The organism is Micromonospora sp. WMMA1949 (assembly GCF_027460145.1).
Lineage (GTDB): Bacteria > Actinomycetota > Actinomycetes > Mycobacteriales > Micromonosporaceae > Micromonospora.
This window is the reverse complement of record NZ_JAPZBG010000001.1, coordinates 3085654-3104537: the sequence shown is the minus strand read 5'-3', so window position 1 is coordinate 3104537 and position 18884 is coordinate 3085654. Positions and strand designations below refer to the sequence as shown.

17 protein-coding genes are annotated in these 18884 nt (G+C 74.2%); 8 read left to right on the top strand and 9 right to left on the bottom strand.

Features of this window, described 5'->3' with window-relative positions; all coding sequences use genetic code 11:
* Nucleotides 1-13 precede the first annotated feature (13 nt).
* Both O7607_RS14675 and O7607_RS14670 read right to left on the bottom strand, forming a co-directional pair.
* Nucleotides 14-931: an ABC transporter permease subunit gene (locus O7607_RS14675; RefSeq protein WP_269703777.1), complete on the bottom strand. Its 918-nt coding sequence runs from the start codon at nt 929-931 to the stop codon at nt 14-16.
* Nucleotides 931-3798: an alpha/beta fold hydrolase gene (locus O7607_RS14670; RefSeq protein WP_442929485.1), complete on the bottom strand. Its 2868-nt coding sequence runs from the start codon at nt 3796-3798 to the stop codon at nt 931-933. The genes O7607_RS14675 and O7607_RS14670 overlap by 1 nt, the downstream gene beginning before the upstream one ends.
* A gap of 372 nt (nt 3799-4170) precedes the next feature.
* On the opposite strand from O7607_RS14670, the gene O7607_RS14665 reads away from it, so the two are divergent.
* Genes O7607_RS14665 through O7607_RS14635 form a run of 7 tightly spaced genes read left to right on the top strand, consistent with a single transcriptional unit; the run spans nt 4171 to nt 12609 of the window.
* Entirely contained in the window at nt 4171-5352 is a 1182-nt protein-coding gene (locus O7607_RS14665; RefSeq protein WP_269703774.1) for a hypothetical protein, read from the top strand.
* A complete protein-coding gene (locus O7607_RS14660; protein ID WP_269703773.1) occupies nt 5339-8140 on the top strand; it encodes a sensor histidine kinase in 2802 nt (933 codons plus the stop codon). The genes O7607_RS14665 and O7607_RS14660 overlap by 14 nt, the downstream gene beginning before the upstream one ends.
* Nucleotides 8137-8601 carry a roadblock/LC7 domain-containing protein gene (locus O7607_RS14655; protein WP_013288866.1) on the top strand — a complete coding sequence of 155 codons (465 nt, stop codon included), beginning with the start codon at nt 8137-8139 and terminating at the stop codon, nt 8599-8601. Before O7607_RS14660 ends, O7607_RS14655 begins: the two co-directional genes overlap by 4 nt.
* Nucleotides 8598-9047, top strand: coding sequence for a DUF742 domain-containing protein (locus O7607_RS14650; RefSeq protein WP_269703772.1), 450 nt, complete (start codon nt 8598-8600; stop codon nt 9045-9047). Before O7607_RS14655 ends, O7607_RS14650 begins: the two co-directional genes overlap by 4 nt.
* Nucleotides 9025-9786, top strand: coding sequence for a GTP-binding protein (locus tag O7607_RS14645; protein WP_269703771.1), 762 nt, complete (start codon nt 9025-9027; stop codon nt 9784-9786). The genes O7607_RS14650 and O7607_RS14645 overlap by 23 nt, the downstream gene beginning before the upstream one ends.
* Nucleotides 9787-9833: 47 nt before the next feature.
* Nucleotides 9834-10328, top strand: coding sequence for a hypothetical protein (locus tag O7607_RS14640; protein WP_269703769.1), 495 nt, complete (start codon nt 9834-9836; stop codon nt 10326-10328).
* A gap of 37 nt (nt 10329-10365) precedes the next feature.
* Nucleotides 10366-12609 (top strand): AAA family ATPase, encoded by a 2244-nt coding sequence (locus O7607_RS14635; protein WP_269703768.1) that lies wholly within the window; start codon nt 10366-10368, stop codon nt 12607-12609.
* A 37-nt stretch (nt 12610-12646) separates the two neighbouring features.
* Here the strand turns inward: O7607_RS14635 and O7607_RS14630 are convergent, their stop codons facing one another.
* The 4 genes from O7607_RS14630 to O7607_RS14615 all read right to left on the bottom strand — a co-directional run bounded on the left by O7607_RS14630 (nt 12647) and on the right by O7607_RS14615 (nt 15822).
* Complete coding sequence (locus O7607_RS14630) at nt 12647-13678, bottom strand: SRPBCC family protein (RefSeq protein WP_269703767.1); 1032 nt, start codon at nt 13676-13678, stop codon at nt 12647-12649.
* Between the two features lie 3 nt (nt 13679-13681).
* A complete protein-coding gene (locus tag O7607_RS14625; protein WP_269703766.1) occupies nt 13682-14095 on the bottom strand; it encodes a hypothetical protein in 414 nt (137 codons plus the stop codon).
* Nucleotides 14096-14259: 164 nt separating this feature from the next.
* Nucleotides 14260-14769 carry a GNAT family N-acetyltransferase gene (locus tag O7607_RS14620; protein ID WP_194801874.1) on the bottom strand — a complete coding sequence of 170 codons (510 nt, stop codon included), beginning with the start codon at nt 14767-14769 and terminating at the stop codon, nt 14260-14262.
* Nucleotides 14770-14919: 150 nt separating this feature from the next.
* Complete coding sequence (locus O7607_RS14615; RefSeq protein ID WP_269703765.1) at nt 14920-15822, bottom strand: hypothetical protein; 903 nt, start codon at nt 15820-15822, stop codon at nt 14920-14922.
* 152 nt (nt 15823-15974) lie between these two features.
* Between O7607_RS14615 and O7607_RS14610 the strand changes: the two genes are divergently transcribed.
* Nucleotides 15975-16187: a hypothetical protein gene (locus tag O7607_RS14610; RefSeq protein ID WP_013288875.1), complete on the top strand. Its 213-nt coding sequence runs from the start codon at nt 15975-15977 to the stop codon at nt 16185-16187.
* Between the two features lie 6 nt (nt 16188-16193).
* On the opposite strand, the gene O7607_RS14605 is transcribed toward O7607_RS14610, so the two are convergent.
* From O7607_RS14605 to O7607_RS14595, 3 genes are all read right to left on the bottom strand, one after another.
* The gene (locus O7607_RS14605) at nt 16194-16658 is read right to left on the bottom strand and encodes a DUF3263 domain-containing protein (protein ID WP_269703764.1); all 465 of its coding nucleotides are present in this window, start codon (nt 16656-16658) and stop codon (nt 16194-16196) included.
* A 136-nt stretch (nt 16659-16794) separates the two neighbouring features.
* Complete coding sequence (locus O7607_RS14600; protein WP_269703763.1) at nt 16795-17808, bottom strand: ABC transporter permease subunit; 1014 nt, start codon at nt 17806-17808, stop codon at nt 16795-16797.
* Nucleotides 17805-18803: an ATP-binding cassette domain-containing protein gene (locus O7607_RS14595; RefSeq protein ID WP_043327969.1), complete on the bottom strand. Its 999-nt coding sequence runs from the start codon at nt 18801-18803 to the stop codon at nt 17805-17807. Before O7607_RS14595 ends, O7607_RS14600 begins: the two co-directional genes overlap by 4 nt.
* Nucleotides 18804-18884 lie beyond the last annotated feature (81 nt).

Genomic DNA, 18884 nt, shown 5'->3' with positions numbered 1-18884 from the left:
CTCCCGGGTCACCTCAGCTCGTGACGTCCTTACGGGTGAAACGCCAGAAGGCCACGCCCCAGAACAACGTGGCGTAGACGACCGCCGAGAACGCACCCTTGACCACGTCGTCGGTCTGCATCGGCGTCGACAGCAACCCCAGCCAGGCGCTGCTGTAGTGGGTCGGCAGCAGGTTCCGCAGCCCGCCCAACGCGGTGATCTGGTCCAGGATGCTGGACAGGATCCAGAGCAGCACCGCCCCGCCGACCGCGCCCAGCGCGGCATCGGTGGTCACCGACAGCAGGAACGCCAGCCCGGCCACCACCAGCAGCACGACCGCCAGGTAGCCGAGCACGCCGAGCAGCCGCAGCAACCCGTCGGCCGGGGCCAGCTCCGCCGACACCTGGCTGCTCAGCGGCTTCCAGCCGTACCGAAGCGTGCCGGCGAGCAGCGCGGTGCCGGCGAGCAACAGCAGGGCCAGTCCGGAGTACGCGAGCGCGACGACCAGCTTCACCGCGAGCAGCCGGGCCCGGGGCACCGGCACCGCCAGCAGGTAGCGCAGGCTGCCCCAGCTCGCCTCGCTCGCCACCGTGTCGCCGCAGAACAGCGCCACCACCACGACCAGCAGGAACGACGCGGACACCAGGATCGAGAACAGGGTGAAGTTGAGCCCGCCCGAGGTGGCCAGGTCGGCCAGGCTGGAGAACTCGCCCCGCCCGCCGCCGTCGTCGTCCCCGGCGTCGAACTGGAACGCCACCAGGATGATCAGCGGCAGCAGCACCATGAAGCCCAGCGCGAGCTGGGTACGCCGGCGCGACGCCTGCCGCCGGAACTCCGCCGCGAACGGGAGCGTGGCCGAGGGCCGGTAACCGGCCGCCGCGCCGCCGGGGCCCGGCGCCGCCGTACCGGACGTGCCGCCACCAGGCGACGATGCCACAGACGAACCCGCCATCACCGGTCCCCGCTTCCCCGAGAGTTCTCGCCCACCAGGGCGAGGAACGCGTCCTCCAGGCGGCGCCGGGGCACCACCCGGTCCACCCCGATGCCGGCCCGGACCAGTTCGGCCACCACCTCGCTGCGGGCGGTGCCGTTCGTGTCGACCACCAGCCCGCCCTCGGTGTCGGGCAACACCCGTACGCCGTCGAGCCGGTCGAGCACCGTACGCGCCGCGCCCGGGTCGCTCACCTCGAACAGCACGCTCGGCGACTCGCCGACGATGTCCTCCACCGGGCCGGACGCCACGATCCGCCCCTTGTTCACCACCACCGCGTGCGTGCAGGTCTGCTCCACCTCGGCCAGCAGGTGGCTGGAGACCAGCACCGCCCGGCCGTCGGTGGCGTAACGCTGGAGGACCCGGCGCATCTCGGCGATCTGCGGCGGGTCCAGCCCGTCCGTCGGCTCGTCCAGCACGAGCAGCTCGGGCAGGCCCAGCATGGCCTGGGCGATGGCCAGCCGCTGCCGCATGCCGTGGCTGTACTTCTTCGTCCGCCGGTGCACCGAGTCACCCAGTCCGGCGATCTCCAGCGCCTCGTCGAAGTGCGCGTCCTCCCACGGCCGCCCGGTCGCCCGCCAGTACGCCTTCAGGTTGTCCAGGCCGGACAGGTGGGGCAGGAAGCCCGGCCCCTCGACCAGCGCGCCGATCCGGGACAGCACCGGTGAGCCCGGCACCAGCCGGTGACCGAAGACGTAGATCTCCCCGGCGGTGGGCTGGGTCAGCCCCATCAGCACCCGCAGCGTGGTCGTTTTGCCCGCGCCGTTGGGCCCGAGCAGGCCGACCACCTGACCGGGGTGCACCTCGAAGTCCACGTCGGAGACCGCGACGAAACCGTCCGCGTACTCCTTGCGCAGGTTGCGCACGGCGAGCGGGACACCCGCGTACTCCGGGTGCACGGAGTCGTCCTGGCGGCGGTGCCGGCGGCGGGTGAGCAGCACGACCACGACGAGCCCGGCCACGATCACGGCGAGCAGGCCGGCCAGCGCCCAGCGCCAGATCGTGGCGGTGGTGGGGATCGGCGTGGCGTCGACGGTGGGCAGCGCGAGCGGTCCGTCCGCGAGCGCCACGGTGAGCACCGCCGGTTCGGCCGGCGAGGCGTACGCCTGGTCCGACGTCGCCACCACGAGCCGCAGCCGGTGCCCGGCCTCGACCCGCCGGACGATCCCCGGCAGCGTGACGGTGACCGGCGTGGCCGCCTCGACGGTGGCCGGCAGGCCGGTCAGGCGCACCGGCGCGACCAGGCCGGACGGCAGCGTGGACGCGCCCTGCGGGTCCACGTCGTAGAGCTTCACGAACAGCACCGCCTCACCGGTCGGTGAGGCCGCCCTGATCCGCACCGTGGGCGCGCCCACCACGTCGACCGGCTCGTCCAGCGGCGCCGACTCGAAGCGCGCGTGCTGGCCGGGGATGTCCCCCGCCACGCCGTCGAGCAGCGAGCCGAGCGCGCCCGCGAACGGCACCGAGGAGATCGCCGCCGGGTTGCCGTTCGGCGGTACGGCGACCGGCTGGGGCGGCCCGGCGAGCGTCACCTCGCGGCGCTCCTGCCCGGCCAGGCCGGGGTAGTCGGCGATGCGGAAGCCGGTCGCCACCAGGCCCCGGTCGAGCGCGTCGAAGCCGGCGATCCGGGAGAACGTGAACGTGTCGCCGGGGGCCGCCCCGTCGCCCTTGACGTAGTGGTCGAGCCACTGCGCGGTCAGGAACTTCACCCGGTCCGAGTCGGAGGTGGGCCCGGAGCCGCCGTCGTGGCCGCCGGTGAACCAGGCGACCCGCACCGGCGTGCCGGCCGCGGCGATGCCCCGGGCGTTGGCGTCCGCCTCGGCCAGCGGGAACAGCGTGTCCGCCTCGCCCTGGACCAGCAGCGTCGGGGACTTGATCCGGTCCAGCACGCCGGCCGGCGACGACCGGCGCAGCAGTTCGACCGCCGCCGCGTCGGCCCGGCCGGTGGTGGCGATGCGCAGGTACGCGGCGCAGACGTCGGCGGCGAAGCGGCCGCAGGACGGGTCGGCGGCGCCGGCCGGCGCGCGACCGGAGCCGGTGCCCGGGCCGGCGCCCGGCTGCGGGCTCGGCGGACCGGCGGACTCGGGCGCGCCCTCCGGCGCGGCGGCGGTGGCCCCGGAGAGCCCGGCCGGACCGGAGCCGGCGTTGCCGCCGCCACCGAAGAAGATGCCGGCCCAGCCCTTCTTGAACACGCCGTCGGTGGGCTGCCGGCCGGTGCTCTCCGGCAGGAAGGCGCGGGACAGGTCGTTCCAGGTGATCATCGGGACGATCGCGTCGACCCGCTGGTCCTGCGCGGCCAGCAGCAGCGCCAGGCCGCCGCCGTACGAGCCGCCGACCACACCGACCCGAGGGTCGCCGTCCGCGTCGAGGCGGATGTCCGGCCGCTGCGCCAGCCGGTCGAGCAGGCGCTGCGCGTCCCGCACCTCGTAGTCGGGGTTGTCCAGGTGGATCTGGCCGCCGCTGCGCCCGAAGCCGCGGGCGGTCCAGGTGAGCACCGCGTACCCGCGGGCCACCAGGTCCTCGGCGTCGGAGCGGACCGAGTCCTTGGTCCCGCCGAAGCCGTGCGCCAGCAGCACCGCCGGCACCCGGTTCGACGACGAGGCGCCCTCCGGCAGGTAGAGCGTGGTGTCCAGGTCCACCGGCTCGTCCCCGGAAGGGCCGGAGCGTACGGTCACCAGCGCCGACTCGGTCCGGAAGTCCGAGCCCTGCGGCCGGGCCGCCCAGACCAGCGCGGCGGCGACGAGGACGACCACCACCACCACGGCGGCGACGGTGCGGCGCGGATGGCCGGCCAGGGCGCGCCGGAGCCGCGCGGCGGTTGATCTCATGCGCACACGGTACGGGCCGGCGGCTGAGCATTCGCTGAGATCCGCCGTACGTCTGTCCGGTTGCACCGTTCGTCGCGTAGCGTGCGTCATCCGCCAAAGGTCCAGAGCATCCCAGCGCGGCGAATTCGGATCATGTGAATTCACATCTACAGCGCAAACCATCGTCGATGTCATTTCTCGGCAACACGATCACACGCTACGTACCTTTCGCCCTGACACACGGTCACCCAAAATGGACTGACGTGAAGCCGACTCATCGGCCGAGGTCTCACCCGCGTCCGGTTCGGCTACTTTTCCGGTCCGGTGCACGGGACTGCGTACGGCGACCTCCCGGGGCACCGATCGCCCCGCCGTCGCCGGAGGAGACACACCATGACAGTCCCCGCGCCGCGGGTCCGTCGGCGGCCCGCCGTACCGGGCCGTACGCTCGCCCTGGTTCTGGTGCTGGCGTTGCTGGCCCCGCTCGGGCTGATCTTCGTCCAGGCCGAACGCGACTACGCCGACGACCACGACCTGGTGAGCCGGGAACGCCTCGGCGTCCGCTACCTGCGGGCCCTCGGGCCGATCACCGACTCCCTGGTGGAGGCCCAGGCCATCGCCGTCGCCGAGGGGGCCGTCTCCCGGGCCTCGCTCGCCACCGCCATCGAGGGCGTCGCGGCGGTGGACAGCGCCGTCGGCGACGAACTGCGCACCCACGAGCGCTGGGCCGGGCTGCGGGCCAAGCTGGAGGCGCTGCCGGACCGCGGGTTCGGTGACGCCGAGTCGGCGTACCGGGCCTACGGCGAGGCGTCCGACCTGCTCCTGGCGCTCTACCGCAAGGTGCGGGAGAGCTCCGGCCTGATCCGCGACCCCCGCTCCGACTCGTTCTTCCTCCAGGACGGCATCGGTGGGGACCTGCCCACCGCGACGGTGCTGGCCGGCCGCCTCGTCGACCTGGCCCGGCTGTCCGCCAAGCGCCCCGCCGCCGACCGCGCGCGGACGGGCGCGGAGCTGGCCGAACTGCGGGTCGCCGCGCTCGGCCCCGCCACCGACCTGGTCGCGGACCTGCGGTCGGCGGTGGACAACTCGGAGAGCACCGAACTGGGCGCCAACGTGCTCACCCCGCTGGACACCTACCAGCGTTCACTCGAGACGTTCTCGGTCTACTCGGCGCCCGGCGCCGGCCGGTCCGCCCCGGGCACCGACCAGCTCACCCGCGCCGGGCTCAGCGCGCAGAACGCCGCCAAGCAGCTCCGCACCGTCATCCTCGACCAGCTCGACAAGCTGCTGAGAGAGCGGCTCGAGGCCCTCGAGCGGGACCGGCTGCTCGGCCGGATCGCCGCCGGGGCGGCGGTGGCGCTGATCGCCGGGATCGTGGCGCTGCACGTGGTCGCGGCGCGCCGGGACCGGTCCCGGGGCACCGCACCGACCGGACGGGAGCCGGTCGCTGCCGGACCGGCGCCGACCGTCCACGCCGCCCCGCCGCCCGCCGCGTCCGACGCCGACCGCCAGCCGGTCGCGGTGGGACACGGTGGCGACGCCGATCGGTGGAGGCCGTTCGATGCTGCTCGGTAAGTTACGCATCCGGGGCAAGCTCGCCCTGCTGGTGATCATCCCCCTGCTCAGCATGGTCGGGCTGGCCGTACCGGTCGTCATCGACCGGGTGTCCACGGCCCAGCGGGCCGCCGACACCGCCGAGACCGTCCGCATCGCCAGCCGGGTCGGCAGCCTGGTCCAGGACATGCAGCAGGAACGCCTGCTCTCGGTCGGTCTGCTGCTCGGGCGGGTGAGCCGCACCGAGCTGATCCAGAAGTCGGCCACCGTCGACGACCGGGTCGCCGACCTGCGCGCCGAGTCGCTGCCCGCGCCGGTCCGGGAGAGCCTCGACGGGGTACGCCGGCTGGAGGACGTCCGGAACGCCACGCTCGCCGGCCGGGCCACGCCGCAGCAGATCCTGACCGTGTTCGGCGAGGTCGACACCGCCCTGATCGACGCGTTGCGGCTGCCCTTCCAGGTGGACACCGACACCGCGGCCGGACGGCAGGTGCTCGCCCTGGACGCGCTGCTGCGCGTCGACGAGGCACTGAGCTCGTGCACCACTCAGATCGTGCTGGTCAAGGCGACGGGCGATCCGCTGGTGGCGCGGTCGTTCGTGGCGTGCATGGCGGGGCTCAACGTCGACAACCGGCGGTTCCGCAAGCTGATCACGCCCGAGCAGCTGAAGGTGGCCGAGCTGGACGACGCGGCGGTGGCCGCCCGGACCAGCCCGACGTTCCTGGTGGACAGCCTCCGGGACCCGGTCGGAGCGATCGCGCCGGTGCCGCTGGACGTGCTGTTCCCCTCGGCCCGGTCGATGATCACGCTGGGCCAGTTCGTGGAGAAGAAGGTCGTCGCGGACGTCATCGCGGAGACCCGCGCCCGGGAACGGGAGGCCCTGACCGCGGCCTGGCTGGTCAGCCTGGCGGCGGCGGCCATCCTGCTCGTCGTGGTGCTGCTGAGCATGACTGTGGCGCGGACGGTGGCCCGGCCGCTGAGCCGGCTGACCCGCTCCGCCGAGCGGGTCGCCCGGGTCACCGAGGCCGAGCTGACCCGGGTCGCCGACGACGAGTCCGAAACGGTCCCCCCGGTACGCCTCGACCCGGTGGAGGTCAGCGCCCGGGACGAGATCGGCGAGCTGGCCCGCGCGTTCGACCGGGTGCAGCACACCGCCGCCCGCCTGGTCGAGCGGCAGGTCGCCGGACGGCGCAACGTGGCGCAGATGTTCGGCCACGTCGGCCGGCGTACGCAGAACCTGGTCGGCCGCCAGATCGCGCTCATCGACCGGCTGGAACGGCAGGAGACCGACCCGGGCCGCCTGGAGCACCTCTACCGGCTGGACCACATCTCCAGCCGGTTGCGCCGCAACGCGGGCAGCCTGGTGGTGCTCTCCGGCGCCACCGGCTCGGACGGTCACGTGGCGCCGGTCCCGCTGGCCGACGTGGTCCGGCTCGCGCTCGGTGAGATCGAGGACTACACCCGCGTCGACGTGGAGGTCCCGCCCGGCGTGGCGGCGGCCCCCGCCATCGCCGGCGACCTGGTGCTGACGCTCGCCGAGCTGATGGAGAACGCCACCTCGTTCTCGCCGCCGCACACCCGCGTGGTGGTGACCGGTGAGCTGACCGACGGCGGAGCCCGGCTGGTCGTGGTCGACCACGGCATCGGCCTGACCGGGGACCGGATGGCCGAGGAGAACGCCCGGTTCACCCGGCGGGAACGCCTCGACCTCGCCCCGACCGAGGTACTCGGCCTGTTCGTGGTCGGCCGGCTGGCCCGCCGGCACGGCTGGAGCGTCCGGCTCAGCCACACCCCCGGTGGCGGCGTCACCGCGGCCCTGGAGATCCCGGGCGCCTCGCTCGTGATCCGCCGGCCCGAGCCGGTCGGCGTCGGCGCCGGCCGGGCCGCCGTGCCCGGCACCCACGCCCCGGAGCCACCGGCCGCCGAGGCGCCGACCGGCTTCGACGCCGAACTGCTCAGCCGTGCCACCCGCAGCATGTCCAGCGGCGACCCGTGGAACGCCTTCGGCAACCAGGCCGACACCGCGGAGCCCGCCGAGGACCAGGGCCCGAGCGCGGGCGGTCCGCCGCCGGTCTGGCCGCCGTCGGCCGTACCGCCGGCGCGTCCCGCGCACCTCGCCCCGCCGACCCCGGTCGCCGGCCCGGCCCCGGCCGCTCCCCCGGCCGCCGGGCCGGCGACCGGCCCGACCCTGTCACCGCCGGCCACCCGCCCGGCGCTCGCACCGCAGCACGGTCCGGCCCTGGCACCGCAGCACGGTCCGGGGGTCGCGCCGCAGCACCGTCCGGCGCTCGCGCCGCCGCCCGGTGCCGCCCGCCCGCCCGCACCGGCCGGGCCGGCCGCCGTGCCGGCGCCGACCGGACCCAACCCGGTCGGCCCGCCCGCCGGCCGGCCCGGTACCCGGTCGCCGATCCGGCAACGGGTACCCGGCGCGAACCTGCCGGCCGCCCCACCTGCTCCACCTGCCCCACCCGCCGGTCCGGCCGGACCGGCCACCGGCGGGCCGCTGATCGGCGTACCGGCGGATCCGTCGAGCGTCCGAGCACTGGTCGAGGCGTTCCAGGACGGCGTACGACGGGCCGAGGGCGCGGTCGATCCCACGCCCCCGGCGGCGGAACGGCCCCGGCTCAGCCGCCGGGTGCCGGGCGCGAACCTGTCCGTGGCACCGACCCAGTCCGTGCCACCCACCAGTTCCGACCCCGGCGACCCCGTCGAGGTCCGCAACCGGATCAGCGAGTTCGAGGCGGGCGTCGCCCGTGCTCTGCGCGAAGTCAGTACCGACCGCCGCTACGAAGAGGACCCATCACGGTGACCAGCCCCTTCCTCCACGAGAACGTCGAACAGAGCACCACAGGGGACCTCAGTCCCGAGGCACGCACCTTCAACTGGCTGCTCGACTCGTTCACCTCCAGCACCGCCGGGGTGATGGAGGCGATCGCGGTCTCCTCGGACGGGCTGCTGATGGCCATGTCCGCGATCAAGGACCGGTCCAACGCGGAACGACTCGCCGCGGTGGTCTCCGGCATGACGAGCCTCGCCGGGGGTGCCGCGAGCTGGTACGCACTAGGCGCGCTCAACCGGGTGATCGTCGACATGGCCGAGGGATACCTGCTGATCAGCGCGATCAGCAGCGGCTCGGTACTCGGCGTCGTCGCCGACCGCACGGCGAACCTGGGCACCGTGGCGTACGAGATGACGCTGTTCGCCGGCCGCGCCGGCGGTGCCCTGAGTCCGCGCCTGATAGCCGAACTGAAGAACGCCGTACAGCAATGATCCCAGGGGCCGCCGGCGCGGACCCGGAGCCGGAGCCCGGCGTCCGGATCCGCCCCTTCCTGAACGCGTCCGCTCCAGCGCCGGAGCCGGACGCGGGCGACGGGGAGCCGACCGGCCCACGCCCCTTCGTGCTGACCTCCGGACGGGTGGACGGCGACCCGGCGATCGGCCTGGAGACCCAGGTCACCGCTCGTCCGGGCAGCACATCGTGGGCGGTGACCGCCCGGTTGGCCCCGGAACTGGCGGCGATCGTCGCGATCTGCGCCGAGCCTGTCTCGGTGGCCGAGATCTCCGCCCGGACCCGGATGCACTTCGGGGTGACCCGGGTGCTGGTCGGCGACCTCCGGGCCGCCGGCCATCTCGACGTGCACGTCGCGGACGTCGACGACGCCCTCGATCCCGACATCATCCTGCGAGTGATTGATGGACTTCGTGCGATCTCCTGAATGGCCGGCGGCCGCCACGGGCGGTCCGGCCGCGAACAGCGCCCCGAGCCGCTACGGCGGCCCGGCGCCGCTCATCGGCCGGGCCACGCCGCCCCCGCCCACCCCGCCGCTGCCGTACCTGCCGCCCGGCGCGCCGCCGGCCGAACCGGCTCCGATCGTCAGCCGGGTGCCGGCGCCCCGGCCGCCGATCCCGGTCAAGATCCTCATCGCCGGCGGCTTCGGGGTCGGCAAGACCACCACCGTCGGCGCGATCTCCGAGATCGCGCCGCTGACCACCGAGGCGGAGATGACCACCGCCGGCATCGGCATCGACGACCCGGGCGGGGTCGACGGGAAGACCACCACCACCGTGGCCATGGACTTCGGCTGCGTGACCATCGACCGCAGCCTGAAGCTCTACCTCTTCGGTACGCCCGGCCAGGCGCGCTTCGGGTTCATGTGGGACGACCTGGCCCGGGGCGCGCTCGGCGCGCTCGTGGTGGTGGACAGCGCCCGGCTCGACGACTGCTACCCGGCGATCGACTTCTTCGAGCGGTCCGGGCTGCCGTTCGCGGTGGGCGTCAACGCCTTCGACGGCCGGCTGGCCCTGGACCTGCCGTCGATCCGCTGGGCGCTGGCGATCGCCGAGCACGTGCCGCTGGTGCAGTTCGACGCCCGGGACCGCCTCTCGGTGCGGGACGCCCTGCTCGTCGTCCTGGACCGCGCGCTGGACCGGGCCACCCGATCCCGGGCAGGCTGAGAACTGGCAGTCGTTTCGATCCGTTGTCTGGCGAAGGGGTGGACGCCATGAGAGGTGATCTGGACGAGACACTGGCCCGGATGGCACGGCGCGAGGAGGCGCTGCGCCGCCGGGCGCCGATGCCCGGCGAGCCGGGCGGGACGCCCGAGCGGGACGTGCCCGCGGAGGCGGCGGACGAGCCGGGCGACGGGCGGGCGGGGCACGGCGCGTACCGGCTGCGCGGTGGTGAGGCGCCGGTGCGGCGCGACCCGGTCGAGGAGGTCGCCGAGGCGGTCCGGCGGGTGGTGGCGGACCACCCCGGGCTCGCCGTGACGCTGCGCGTGGAACTGGGCGAGCAGGCGTACCCGCTGCGGGTCTCCTGGTCCGGCACGGCCGTGACGGTGGGCGCGGCGGCACCGCCCGCGCCGCCGCCCGCGTGGCCCATGTCGGTGAAGACGGTGCCCGCACCCGGCCACGACCCGCTGGAGACCGACCCGGCGGCCCGGCTGGCCGAGATGATCCGCCGCGACCCCTCGCTGCTGGACGACCCGGGCCCGCGCTGACCCGGCACCCGATGATCGGGGCGGCTACTGTCGGCGGGTGGCCGAACCCGACCTGACCCTGACCGCGACGCTGCGGCCGGCCGCGCTCGACGCCCGTCGCGGCGTGGTGCGCCTGCACCCCGAGGTACTCACCGCGCTGGCGCTGCGCCCCGGCGACCCGGTACGCCTCACCGGCCGGCGCGTCACCGCCGGCATCGCGGCCGCCGCCGAGGCGAGCACCAGCGGCGCCCTGCTGCACGCCGACGACCTGCTCCTGGGCAATCTCGGCCTGCGGGCCGGCGGCCAGGTCACGGTGAGCCCGATACCGGCGACCCCGGCACGCCGGCTCACCCTGTCCGGCCCGGCCGCGGTGGTCGCCGCGGTCCCGCCGGAGATGCTGCGGCTCGCGCTGCTCGGCAAGGTGGTCACCGCCGGGGACGACGTCTCGCTGCTGCCGCAGGACGTGCTGCCGGACGCCGCCGTGCGCGGCCTGATCGAGGCCGCGCGGCGCAGTCTCGCCAGTTCCGTCGGGTACGCCTGGACCAGCACGCTGCTCACCGTCGTGTCGGCCGAACCGGCGGTCGGCGCGCTCGTCACCATGGACACGGTGGTGGGCTGGGAACACGGCCCCGCCACCCGCGGCTCCGGCCCGGCGACCTCGGCCTCCACCGCGCAGGACGCCGCCCCCTCCGCCGCGTCGGGCGGAACGGAAGCCGCCGGGGACCTGCTCGGCCCGGAGGACGCGCCCGACGTGGACGAGCTGCCCGGCCTGCGCGCCCAGGCCGAGGAGCTGACCGAACTGCTGGACCTGGGCTTCCACCACCGCGAGGTGCTGGGCCGGCTCGGCACCACCGTCTCGCTCGGCGTGCTGGTGGAGGGCCCGGCCGGCTCGGGCAAGTCCGCGCTCGTGCGTGCCGTCGCCGCCAAGGTCGGTGCGGGCGTCCGGCCGCTCTGGGCACCGGAACTGGCAGCGCTCAGCAACGACGCGGCGGCCCGCCGGCTGCGCGAGGCGGCCTCGGCCGTACGCGCCGGTGGTCCCGCCGTGCTGCTGGTCACCGACGTGGAGTCGATCGCCCCGGCCGACGAGCCGGGTCCGCTGGCCACTGTGTTCCGCCAGGTGGTGGCCGAGACGCTGCGGGCCGGCGCCGCAGTGGTGTGCACCAGCGGGCGCCCCGAGGCGGTGGACCCGGCGCTGCGCGGCCCGGACCTGCTCGCGCTGCGGATCACCGTGCCGCTGCCCGACGCGGCGTTGCGCCGGGAACAGCTGACGGTGTTGACCCGTGAGGTGCCGCTCGCCGGTGACGTCCGGCTGGACGAGGTGGCCGGCCGTACGCCCGGGTTCGTCGCGGCGGACCTGGCGGCGCTGGTGCGCGAGGCCGGGGTCCGCGCGGCGCTGCGGCAGAAGACTGCGGAGACGCCGACGGTGGCGATGGCCGACTTCACCGCCGCGCTGGAGGTGGTCCGCCCGACCACGATGTCGGCGTCCACGCTGGAGCTGGCGTCGGTGACGCTGGACGACGTGGGCGGGCTGCACGAGGTCAAGCAGACGCTCACCGAGTCGGTGCTCTGGCCGCTGACCTATCCGGACACGTTCGCCCGGCTGGGCGTGACGCCGCCGCGTGGGGTGCTGCTCTACGGCCCGCCCGGCTGCGGCAAGACCTACCTGGTGACCGCGCTGGCCGGGTCCGGGCGGGCCAACGTGCTGTCGGTGAAGGGCGCGGAGCTGCTCTCGAAGTGGGTGGGTGAGAGCGAACGGGCGGTCCGGGAGCTGTTCCGCCGCGCCCGCCAGGCCGCGCCCACTCTCGTCTTCCTCGACGAGGTGGACGCGCTGGCCCCGGTACGCGGGCAGGCCACCGACGGCGGCACGACCGACCGGGTGGTGGCGGCGCTGCTCACCGAACTGGACGGCGTGGAGGCGCTGCGCAACGTGGTGGTGGTCGGCGCGACCAACCGGCCGGAGCTGGTCGACCCGGCGCTGCTGCGCCCCGGCCGGCTGGAACGCCTCGTCTACGTGCCGCCACCGGACGGCCCGGCCCGCACGGAGATCCTCCGCGCCTCCGCCCGGGACGTCCCGCTCGCCCCGGACGTGGACCTCGACGCGCTCGGCACCGAACTGGACGGCTTCTCCGCCGCCGACTGCGCCGCGCTGATCCGGGAGGCGGCGCTGGCCGCCATGCGGGAGTCGCTGGAGGCGAGCACGGTGAACGCCGCGCACGTCGAGGCGGCCCGGAACCGTGTCCGGCCCTCGCTGGACCCGGTGCAACTCGCGCACCTCGAGACGTACGCCGCCGACCGGTCCTGACGGGCCGCCCGACGGTCAGCTCTCGTCGAGGCGGCGGTCAGCTGTCGTCGCGGCGGCGGGCGGCGGGGCGGCGGGGCCGCTCCGGGACGCGGCGGCGGCGCTCGGATTCACGCTGTGCGCGTACCGGCCTGCTGCGGGCACGCTCCGGCGCGGTGAGGACCGGCTCGTCGGCGTACTCGTCGTCGTCGAAGTCCTCGCCCTCGTCGTAGGCGGCGTACTCGTCGTCGGCCGCCCCGGCGTCGCCCCGCTCCTCCCGCAGCGCGGTCTCGTGGTCCTTGACGACCTGCGAGTCCTCGATCTCGCCGCGCCAGCCCTCGACCGCGTCCGGGTCGAGCACGGTCCGGGTCATCACGTGCCGGACGAAGTGCTTCAGCTCCAGCCGGACCCGGCGGCCCTGGGCGCGCCACAGGTTGCCGGTGTGCTCGAAGAAGCCCTGCGGGTGGTACTCCAGCACGACCAGGATCCGGGTCAGCTCCGGGGCGACCTCGTGGAAGCTCACAGTGCCGTCGACCGAGCCCTTCTCGCCCTTGGACCGCCAGTGGATCAACCGGTCCGGGATCTGCCGGACGATCGTCGACTCCCAGGTCCGGTGCGACCAGAGCACCTGCGCCTTCCAGGTCATCTTCTCGTCGGCGTCGCAGTCGGCCTGCTCGACCTTCTTCATGAAGCTCGGGAAGTCACCGAACGTCGTCCACTGGTTGTAAGCGACCCGGACCGGCACGCCGACCTCGATTGTCTCGACGATGTTGGTGACCTTGAGCGTCTTGCCGCCGTCCCGGCCACCCTTGCGACCGAACGCCGCCATCAGCTTCTCCTTACCGCCGGCCACGCCGGCATGGAACATGGCCTTCACCGGGGAGGCGCCACCGGCCAGCCGCTGCGCGCCGGTGGCCGCGGCGACCAGGCCCGGGTCGCCGCCCTGCTTCGCGTACTCGCTGAGCCGCCCGGTGGCGTCGGTGACCCGATCGGTGACCGCCTGCACGGCGCGTTCACCGAGGGCCGTGGCGAGGTTGCGCAGCTCGCCGCCGATCTCGTCGCGTACCCGGTCGGTGAGGTTGCTCGTCGCCACGACTCACCGCCCCCGATCGGCTCGGGCGGGCACCGGCGCGTCGGGCTGGTCGTCCAGCTCCGGCTCCTCGTCGGGCGCGGAACGCTCGGCGTCCGGCCGACCCGTGCCGCTCCTGCGGCGCAACGCGTCGGCGCCCCCGCGCAGGCGTCCGCCGATGGCGTCGATGCCGTTGCCGGCGGCGGCGGTCGCGGCAGCCCGCCCGGCGGCCACCAGCGGCGGGCCCAGCCCGCCGAGGTTACGCAGTTGCGGGTTCGCGGCGACCAGGTTCGCGCCGAGCTGCTTGAGGCCCCCCGGGCGCTGGCTGGCCCGCCCGGCGGCCACCGCCGCGGCGAGCGTCAGCGCGGTACGCATCTTCCTGCGGCGACCCAGCAGGTAGCCGAACCCCACCGCCAACGCCACTCGTGCTCCGCTTTTCATCCGCACTCCTTCGCACTCCCCGGGAGGCGGGCGTCGCGCTCCCGGAGAGGCGGGCAGTACCCGTCATCCCATTGAAAAAACATTTCCGCAGGAGTGCGAAATCGCCCAGTGAGGCATTGCTGAGCAGGAGAAACGCAGCCGGGATGAATGCGGAGAGAAGCGGGTCAGCGGATCGGCAGGGCGGAATCCAGCGACATTCGGGCGTGCAGTTTTCCGTCTTCCTCGCGTAATTCCGCGCCGCATTTGCGCAGCACCGAGATCGCGCCCGCGTTGTCCGGCGTGGTGTCCGCGACCACCGTGTGCATCCCGGCCGCCGCGGCGGCGTGCAGCAACTGCCGCAGCGCGGCGGCGCCCAGGCCCCGGCCTCGCGCGGACCGGCCGAGCCACATGCCGGTCTCCACGGTGCCCGGCTCGTCCCGGCGGGTCATCCGCACCATGCCGACCACCTCACCGCCGGAGACGATCGCGTACATGGCCGTGCCGGTCGGGCCGTTGAGCCCGCCGAGGCTGGCGCGGTGGAACTCGCGGAACGCGTCACGGCGGGCCAGCGACCAGCCCGCCGGGGCGTCCACCGGAGGCATGACGTCCTCCGGTTCCGCCTCAGCCGCCGCTACGGAGAGCAACGGTTCCAGGTTCCGTTCGTCTACCGGCTCCAGCCGTACCGCACCCGTCACGTCGCGCAGTCTGCCGCCCGCCGTCCGGGTCGTCCACCGCTTTGGGGAGGGATTGCCGCTATGGCCGATCGCCTCGTCCGGTCGTACCCCCGGGGTGTTCCCGCCTCACGCTGCGTTGTCATCCGACCGGTCGTTCCGGGGTGAGTGTGGTCACGTCGACGGGCCGAACTCGCAGAGCACCACCGAGGCGTCATCGGTGCGCTTGCGCCGGCGCAGCCGGTCCGGGTGGTCCCGCTCGGCCACGCGGACCCGGTCGATCAGCCCTTCCGGGCCCTCCACCGCCAGCAACTCCAGCAGCCCGGCCCAGTCGAACAGGCCGAACTGGTCGACAGCGCAGGACGCCCCGTCGCTGAGCAGCGCGGCCCGGCGCAGCGCTCCCGGACCGCGCAGCGGAAGCGTCCCGGTGAGCGCGTGGTACGCCGCGTCCGGATCGCTCGCCGCCGCCCAGTAGCCGTGGGTTCGGTTCATCCGGGTGCGCTGCACGGTCGTGGCGCGCCGGAACCGGGTGGCCGGGTCGGTGTCGCCGTCGGGCAGCGCGGCGGCGCTGCGGCGCAGGTCCGCCACCGCGTCCGCGAGCCGGTCGTCGGTGACCACCTCGATCCCCCGGCCGGTGTCGAGCACCAGCGGGCTGTCGCAGAGCACCAGGTGGTCGACCCGGTCGCCGCTGTGCCGGAGCAGGCAGACGGTGGACGACGGGGTGCCCGGATGATCGAGGTCGCACATCCCGCCGTGGTCGGCCCGTACCGCGAGGATCGCCGCCGCGAGGCTGCTCATCAGCGTGGCCGCGGGGCGGGCCGCGACCGCCAGGCCGATCCGGGCGGCCAGGTGCCGGACGTACCAGGCGGGACCGTGCACGCAGCCGGTGTCGAATCCCTCGGGCACGGTGGCCCCGTCGAGGACGCCGACGAGCGGGCCGAACCGGAAGACCACGTCCTCGTTCTCCGGACGACCGGGCGCCGGGTCGGACGCGGAACGCACCCGCATCACCGGCGCCTCCGCCGTCGGGCGGGCCGGGCTGCTGCCGATCGCGTACCGGCGGTCTGGTGCCCCCATCGTCGGCCTCCGTTCGTCGTCGCCGGCCGCCTACCCGGACCGCGCCCGGTCATCCGCCGCCGACCCCGATCGCGATAACCGTGCGTCATCTTCTCCGGACCTTCGGTAGCGTCGGACGCGACCGGGTCGGTCCCGGTGACAGGGGGTACGACATGTTGGAGCGGTTGCACGAAGGTGGCATCCGGGCGGAGCACGCCTACCTAGCCGGATTCGTCAGCATCGGCCTCTCGGTCACCAGCTGGTTCCTCTCCAAGCACATGGAGCGCGCCGGGGTGGCGCGGGCGGACCGCTGGGGCATCTTCATCGGCGAGTGGGCGCCGACGTTCTTCGCCATCGGCAACGGGCTGCGCACGTACGAGAAGTGAGGCCGGTCAGCGTCGCCGGTTACGGGCACGCGACGAGCGCAGCCGGCGCAGCCGGCCGATCAGCACCGGCTCGGCGGCGAGCGCGGCCGGGTGGTCGAGCAGGGCGTTGAGCAGCTGGTAGTACCGGGTCGCGGAGAGCCCGAACGTGTCCCGGATGGCCTGTTCCTTGGCGCCGGCGTGCTTCCACCACTGCGCCTCGAAGGCGAGGATCCGCTGCTCCCGCTCGGTGAGGCCGGCCGGCGTCGTGCCCGCGGCGGCCGTATCCGCCGCTTCCGGACCGGGCTGCTCGACCGGCGCGGTGGACTCGACAGGCGGCGACCCGGGCCGAACGGACTCCGACGGCTCCGACGGTGCGGTGGACTCGACGGGCGGAGCGGTGCGCGGTGGCGGAACCGTCCCGCCCGCGTGGCGCGTACCCGCTGCCGGGCCGGACGGGTCGACGGCGGCCCGCTGCGAGGCGTCGGCGGACATGGCGCTCCTCTCCGACGGCGGGTGACCGGCACGCGGAGCGCGCCGGCCGGGGGAGCCCCAGCGTAACCAGGGCCGCCCCCGGCCGCATCGGACGCGGGGTCCGCGCCGCCGGGGGGAGCCGGCGGCGCGGACCAGGTCAGGCGATGTCCCGCCGCCGCATCGTCCAGAACGCGGCCACGACCGCGCCCACCAGGGCCACGCCGAACACCACAGCCGACTGCTGCCAGGTGACCACGTACGTGGCCGGCTCGCAGGCGCCCTGGGAGAACTGACAGGTGTCGTAGTCGAACAGTTCCGCCTGCTTCAGGAACCACGACTGGGCGTACGTGGAGAGCACGTACCGGTCGCCGAACTGCACCCCGAGCACGGCGACCGCGATCCGGATGCCGATCTCACTCACCGCGAAGATGCCCACCGCCGCGCCGAGCGCCATCGCCGTGTGCCGGCCCAGCGAGGCCAGCGCGAACCCGACCGCCGCCACGAGGAGCGTCATGCCCAGCGCGCGCAGCCCGTCCAGCCCGATCGACTGCCACACCCCGGCGGTCATCTTCGCGGTGCTGCCCCGCTGGCCGGCGATCAGCCAGAACGCCGCCGTCCAGAGCGCGCCGAGCACCACGGTCAGGCCGAACACCGTGGTCAGCAGGGCGGCCAGCTTCGTGCCCAGCACGGTCAGCCGCTTCGGTCGCCACAGCAGCAGGTTCATCATCCCGCCGGTGTTCCACTCGGCGCCCACGAAGGAGGCGCCGACGATGAAGCCGAACAGCGCCACGGAGGCGGCGAACACGGCGATGAACATGGGGAACTCGGCCCGGAAGTCGAACTGGTACGGCAGGTACCACTTCGCCTCGAACATGTCGGGCTGCGGCTGGTAGTCCTTGCCGCAGTTCGGGCCGTACCGCTCCTCGGTCTTCTCGCCGCGCGCCTGGGCCGCCTCGCACTCCGCGACGTTACGCTTCCAGTCCGTCATCGCGGACTGGTAGTCGTTGTTCGCCTTGGCCTCGGCCTCGGCCACCACCACGGGCGAGAGCTTCTCGCTGGAGAAACTGAACGCGGTCGCGACGGTGGCCAGGCCGAGCACCAGGAGCACGAGCATCAGCCGGGTCACCCGGCGCTTGCCGAGCCGGCGCAGCTCGGTGACGAACAGGGTCATGCGCCCCAACCTCCTGCGGTGCCGGTCTGGTCGACCTTGGCGGACTGATCGACCTGACGGTGCTGGCCGGGGACCGGCGCGGTGGCGGTCAGTTCGAGGAAGACGCTCTCCAGGTCGACGGCGACCGGGGTGAGCTCGCTGACGTACAGGCCCTGCTCGGCGAGCAGCCGGCTGACGGTGGCCGGCTTGTCCACACCGGACAGCATCAGGTGGTCCGGCTCGGCGGTCACGCCGACCCCGGCACGGCTGAGCGCGTCGGCGGCCTGGGGCAGGTCGTCGACCGCCTCCAGGCGTACCCGCACGGCGCCCTGGGAGTGGGCCGCGAGCACCTGGTCGACCGGCCCGAACGCGACCCGGCGGCCGAGCGAGATGATGGTGACCGAGTCACAGATGAGCTGGATCTCGCCCAGGATGTGGCTGGAGAGCACCACAGTCATCCCGGCCTCGGACAGCTCCCGCATCAGCCCGCGCATCTCCCGGATGCCGCCCGGGTCGAGGCCGTTCGCCGGCTCGTCGAGGATCAGCAGCTTGGGGTTCTTGAGCAGCGCGGACGCGACCGCGAGGCGCTGCTTCATGCCGAGCGAGTAGGTCTTGACCCGCTCACCCGCCCGGTCGCGCAGCCCGACCAGCTCCAGCACCTCGTCCACGCGCTGCTTGGGCAGCTCACCCGCCTGGGCGAGCAGGCCCAGCGTGTCCCGCGCGCTGAAGTGCGGGAAGAACTGCGGACTCTCCACGATGGCACCGACCTGCCCGGCGACGGCCGGCAGCGCGTGCGGCAGCTCCTGACCGAGGATCGCCATCCGGCCGCCGTTCGGCTTGATCAGGCCGAGCAGCGTACGCAGCGTGGTGGTCTTGCCCGAACCGTTCGGGCCGAGGAAGCCGTGCACCTGGCCGGCTTCCACTCGCATGTCGAAGCCGTCGAGCGCGTGGCGAACCCCGCGCTTCCGGCTCCGGTACGTCTTGCGGAGACCTTCGATCTCCAGGACAGCCGACACAGCTGACCTCCCCCGATAAGTAGGCGTCAGCGACACCATACGCGGTATGCACCGGAAGGCAATACCCGGTATGCAGTGTCG

Bases quoted from the DNA above. Each gene is read 5' to 3' on its own strand.
- O7607_RS14645 (WP_269703771.1), top strand. From the start codon at position 9,025: ATGGACTTCGTGCGATCTCCTGAATGGCCGGCGGCCGCCACGGGCGGT.
- O7607_RS14650 (WP_269703772.1), top strand. From the start codon at position 8,598: ATGATCCCAGGGGCCGCCGGCGCGGACCCGGAGCCGGAGCCCGGCGTC.
- O7607_RS14665 (WP_269703774.1), top strand. From the start codon at position 4,171: ATGACAGTCCCCGCGCCGCGGGTCCGTCGGCGGCCCGCCGTACCGGGC.
- O7607_RS14660 (WP_269703773.1), top strand. From the start codon at position 5,339: ATGCTGCTCGGTAAGTTACGCATCCGGGGCAAGCTCGCCCTGCTGGTG.
- O7607_RS14640 (WP_269703769.1), top strand. From the start codon at position 9,834: ATGAGAGGTGATCTGGACGAGACACTGGCCCGGATGGCACGGCGCGAG.
- O7607_RS14675 (WP_269703777.1), bottom strand. From the start codon at position 931: ATGGCGGGTTCGTCTGTGGCATCGTCGCCTGGTGGCGGCACGTCCGGT.
- O7607_RS14625 (WP_269703766.1), bottom strand. From the start codon at position 14,095: ATGAAAAGCGGAGCACGAGTGGCGTTGGCGGTGGGGTTCGGCTACCTG.
- O7607_RS14610 (WP_013288875.1), top strand. From the start codon at position 15,975: ATGTTGGAGCGGTTGCACGAAGGTGGCATCCGGGCGGAGCACGCCTAC.
- O7607_RS14670 (WP_442929485.1), bottom strand. From the start codon at position 3,798: ATGAGATCAACCGCCGCGCGGCTCCGGCGCGCCCTGGCCGGCCATCCG.
- O7607_RS14605 (WP_269703764.1), bottom strand. From the start codon at position 16,658: ATGTCCGCCGACGCCTCGCAGCGGGCCGCCGTCGACCCGTCCGGCCCG.
- O7607_RS14615 (WP_269703765.1), bottom strand. From the start codon at position 15,822: ATGGGGGCACCAGACCGCCGGTACGCGATCGGCAGCAGCCCGGCCCGC.
- O7607_RS14600 (WP_269703763.1), bottom strand. From the start codon at position 17,808: ATGACCCTGTTCGTCACCGAGCTGCGCCGGCTCGGCAAGCGCCGGGTG.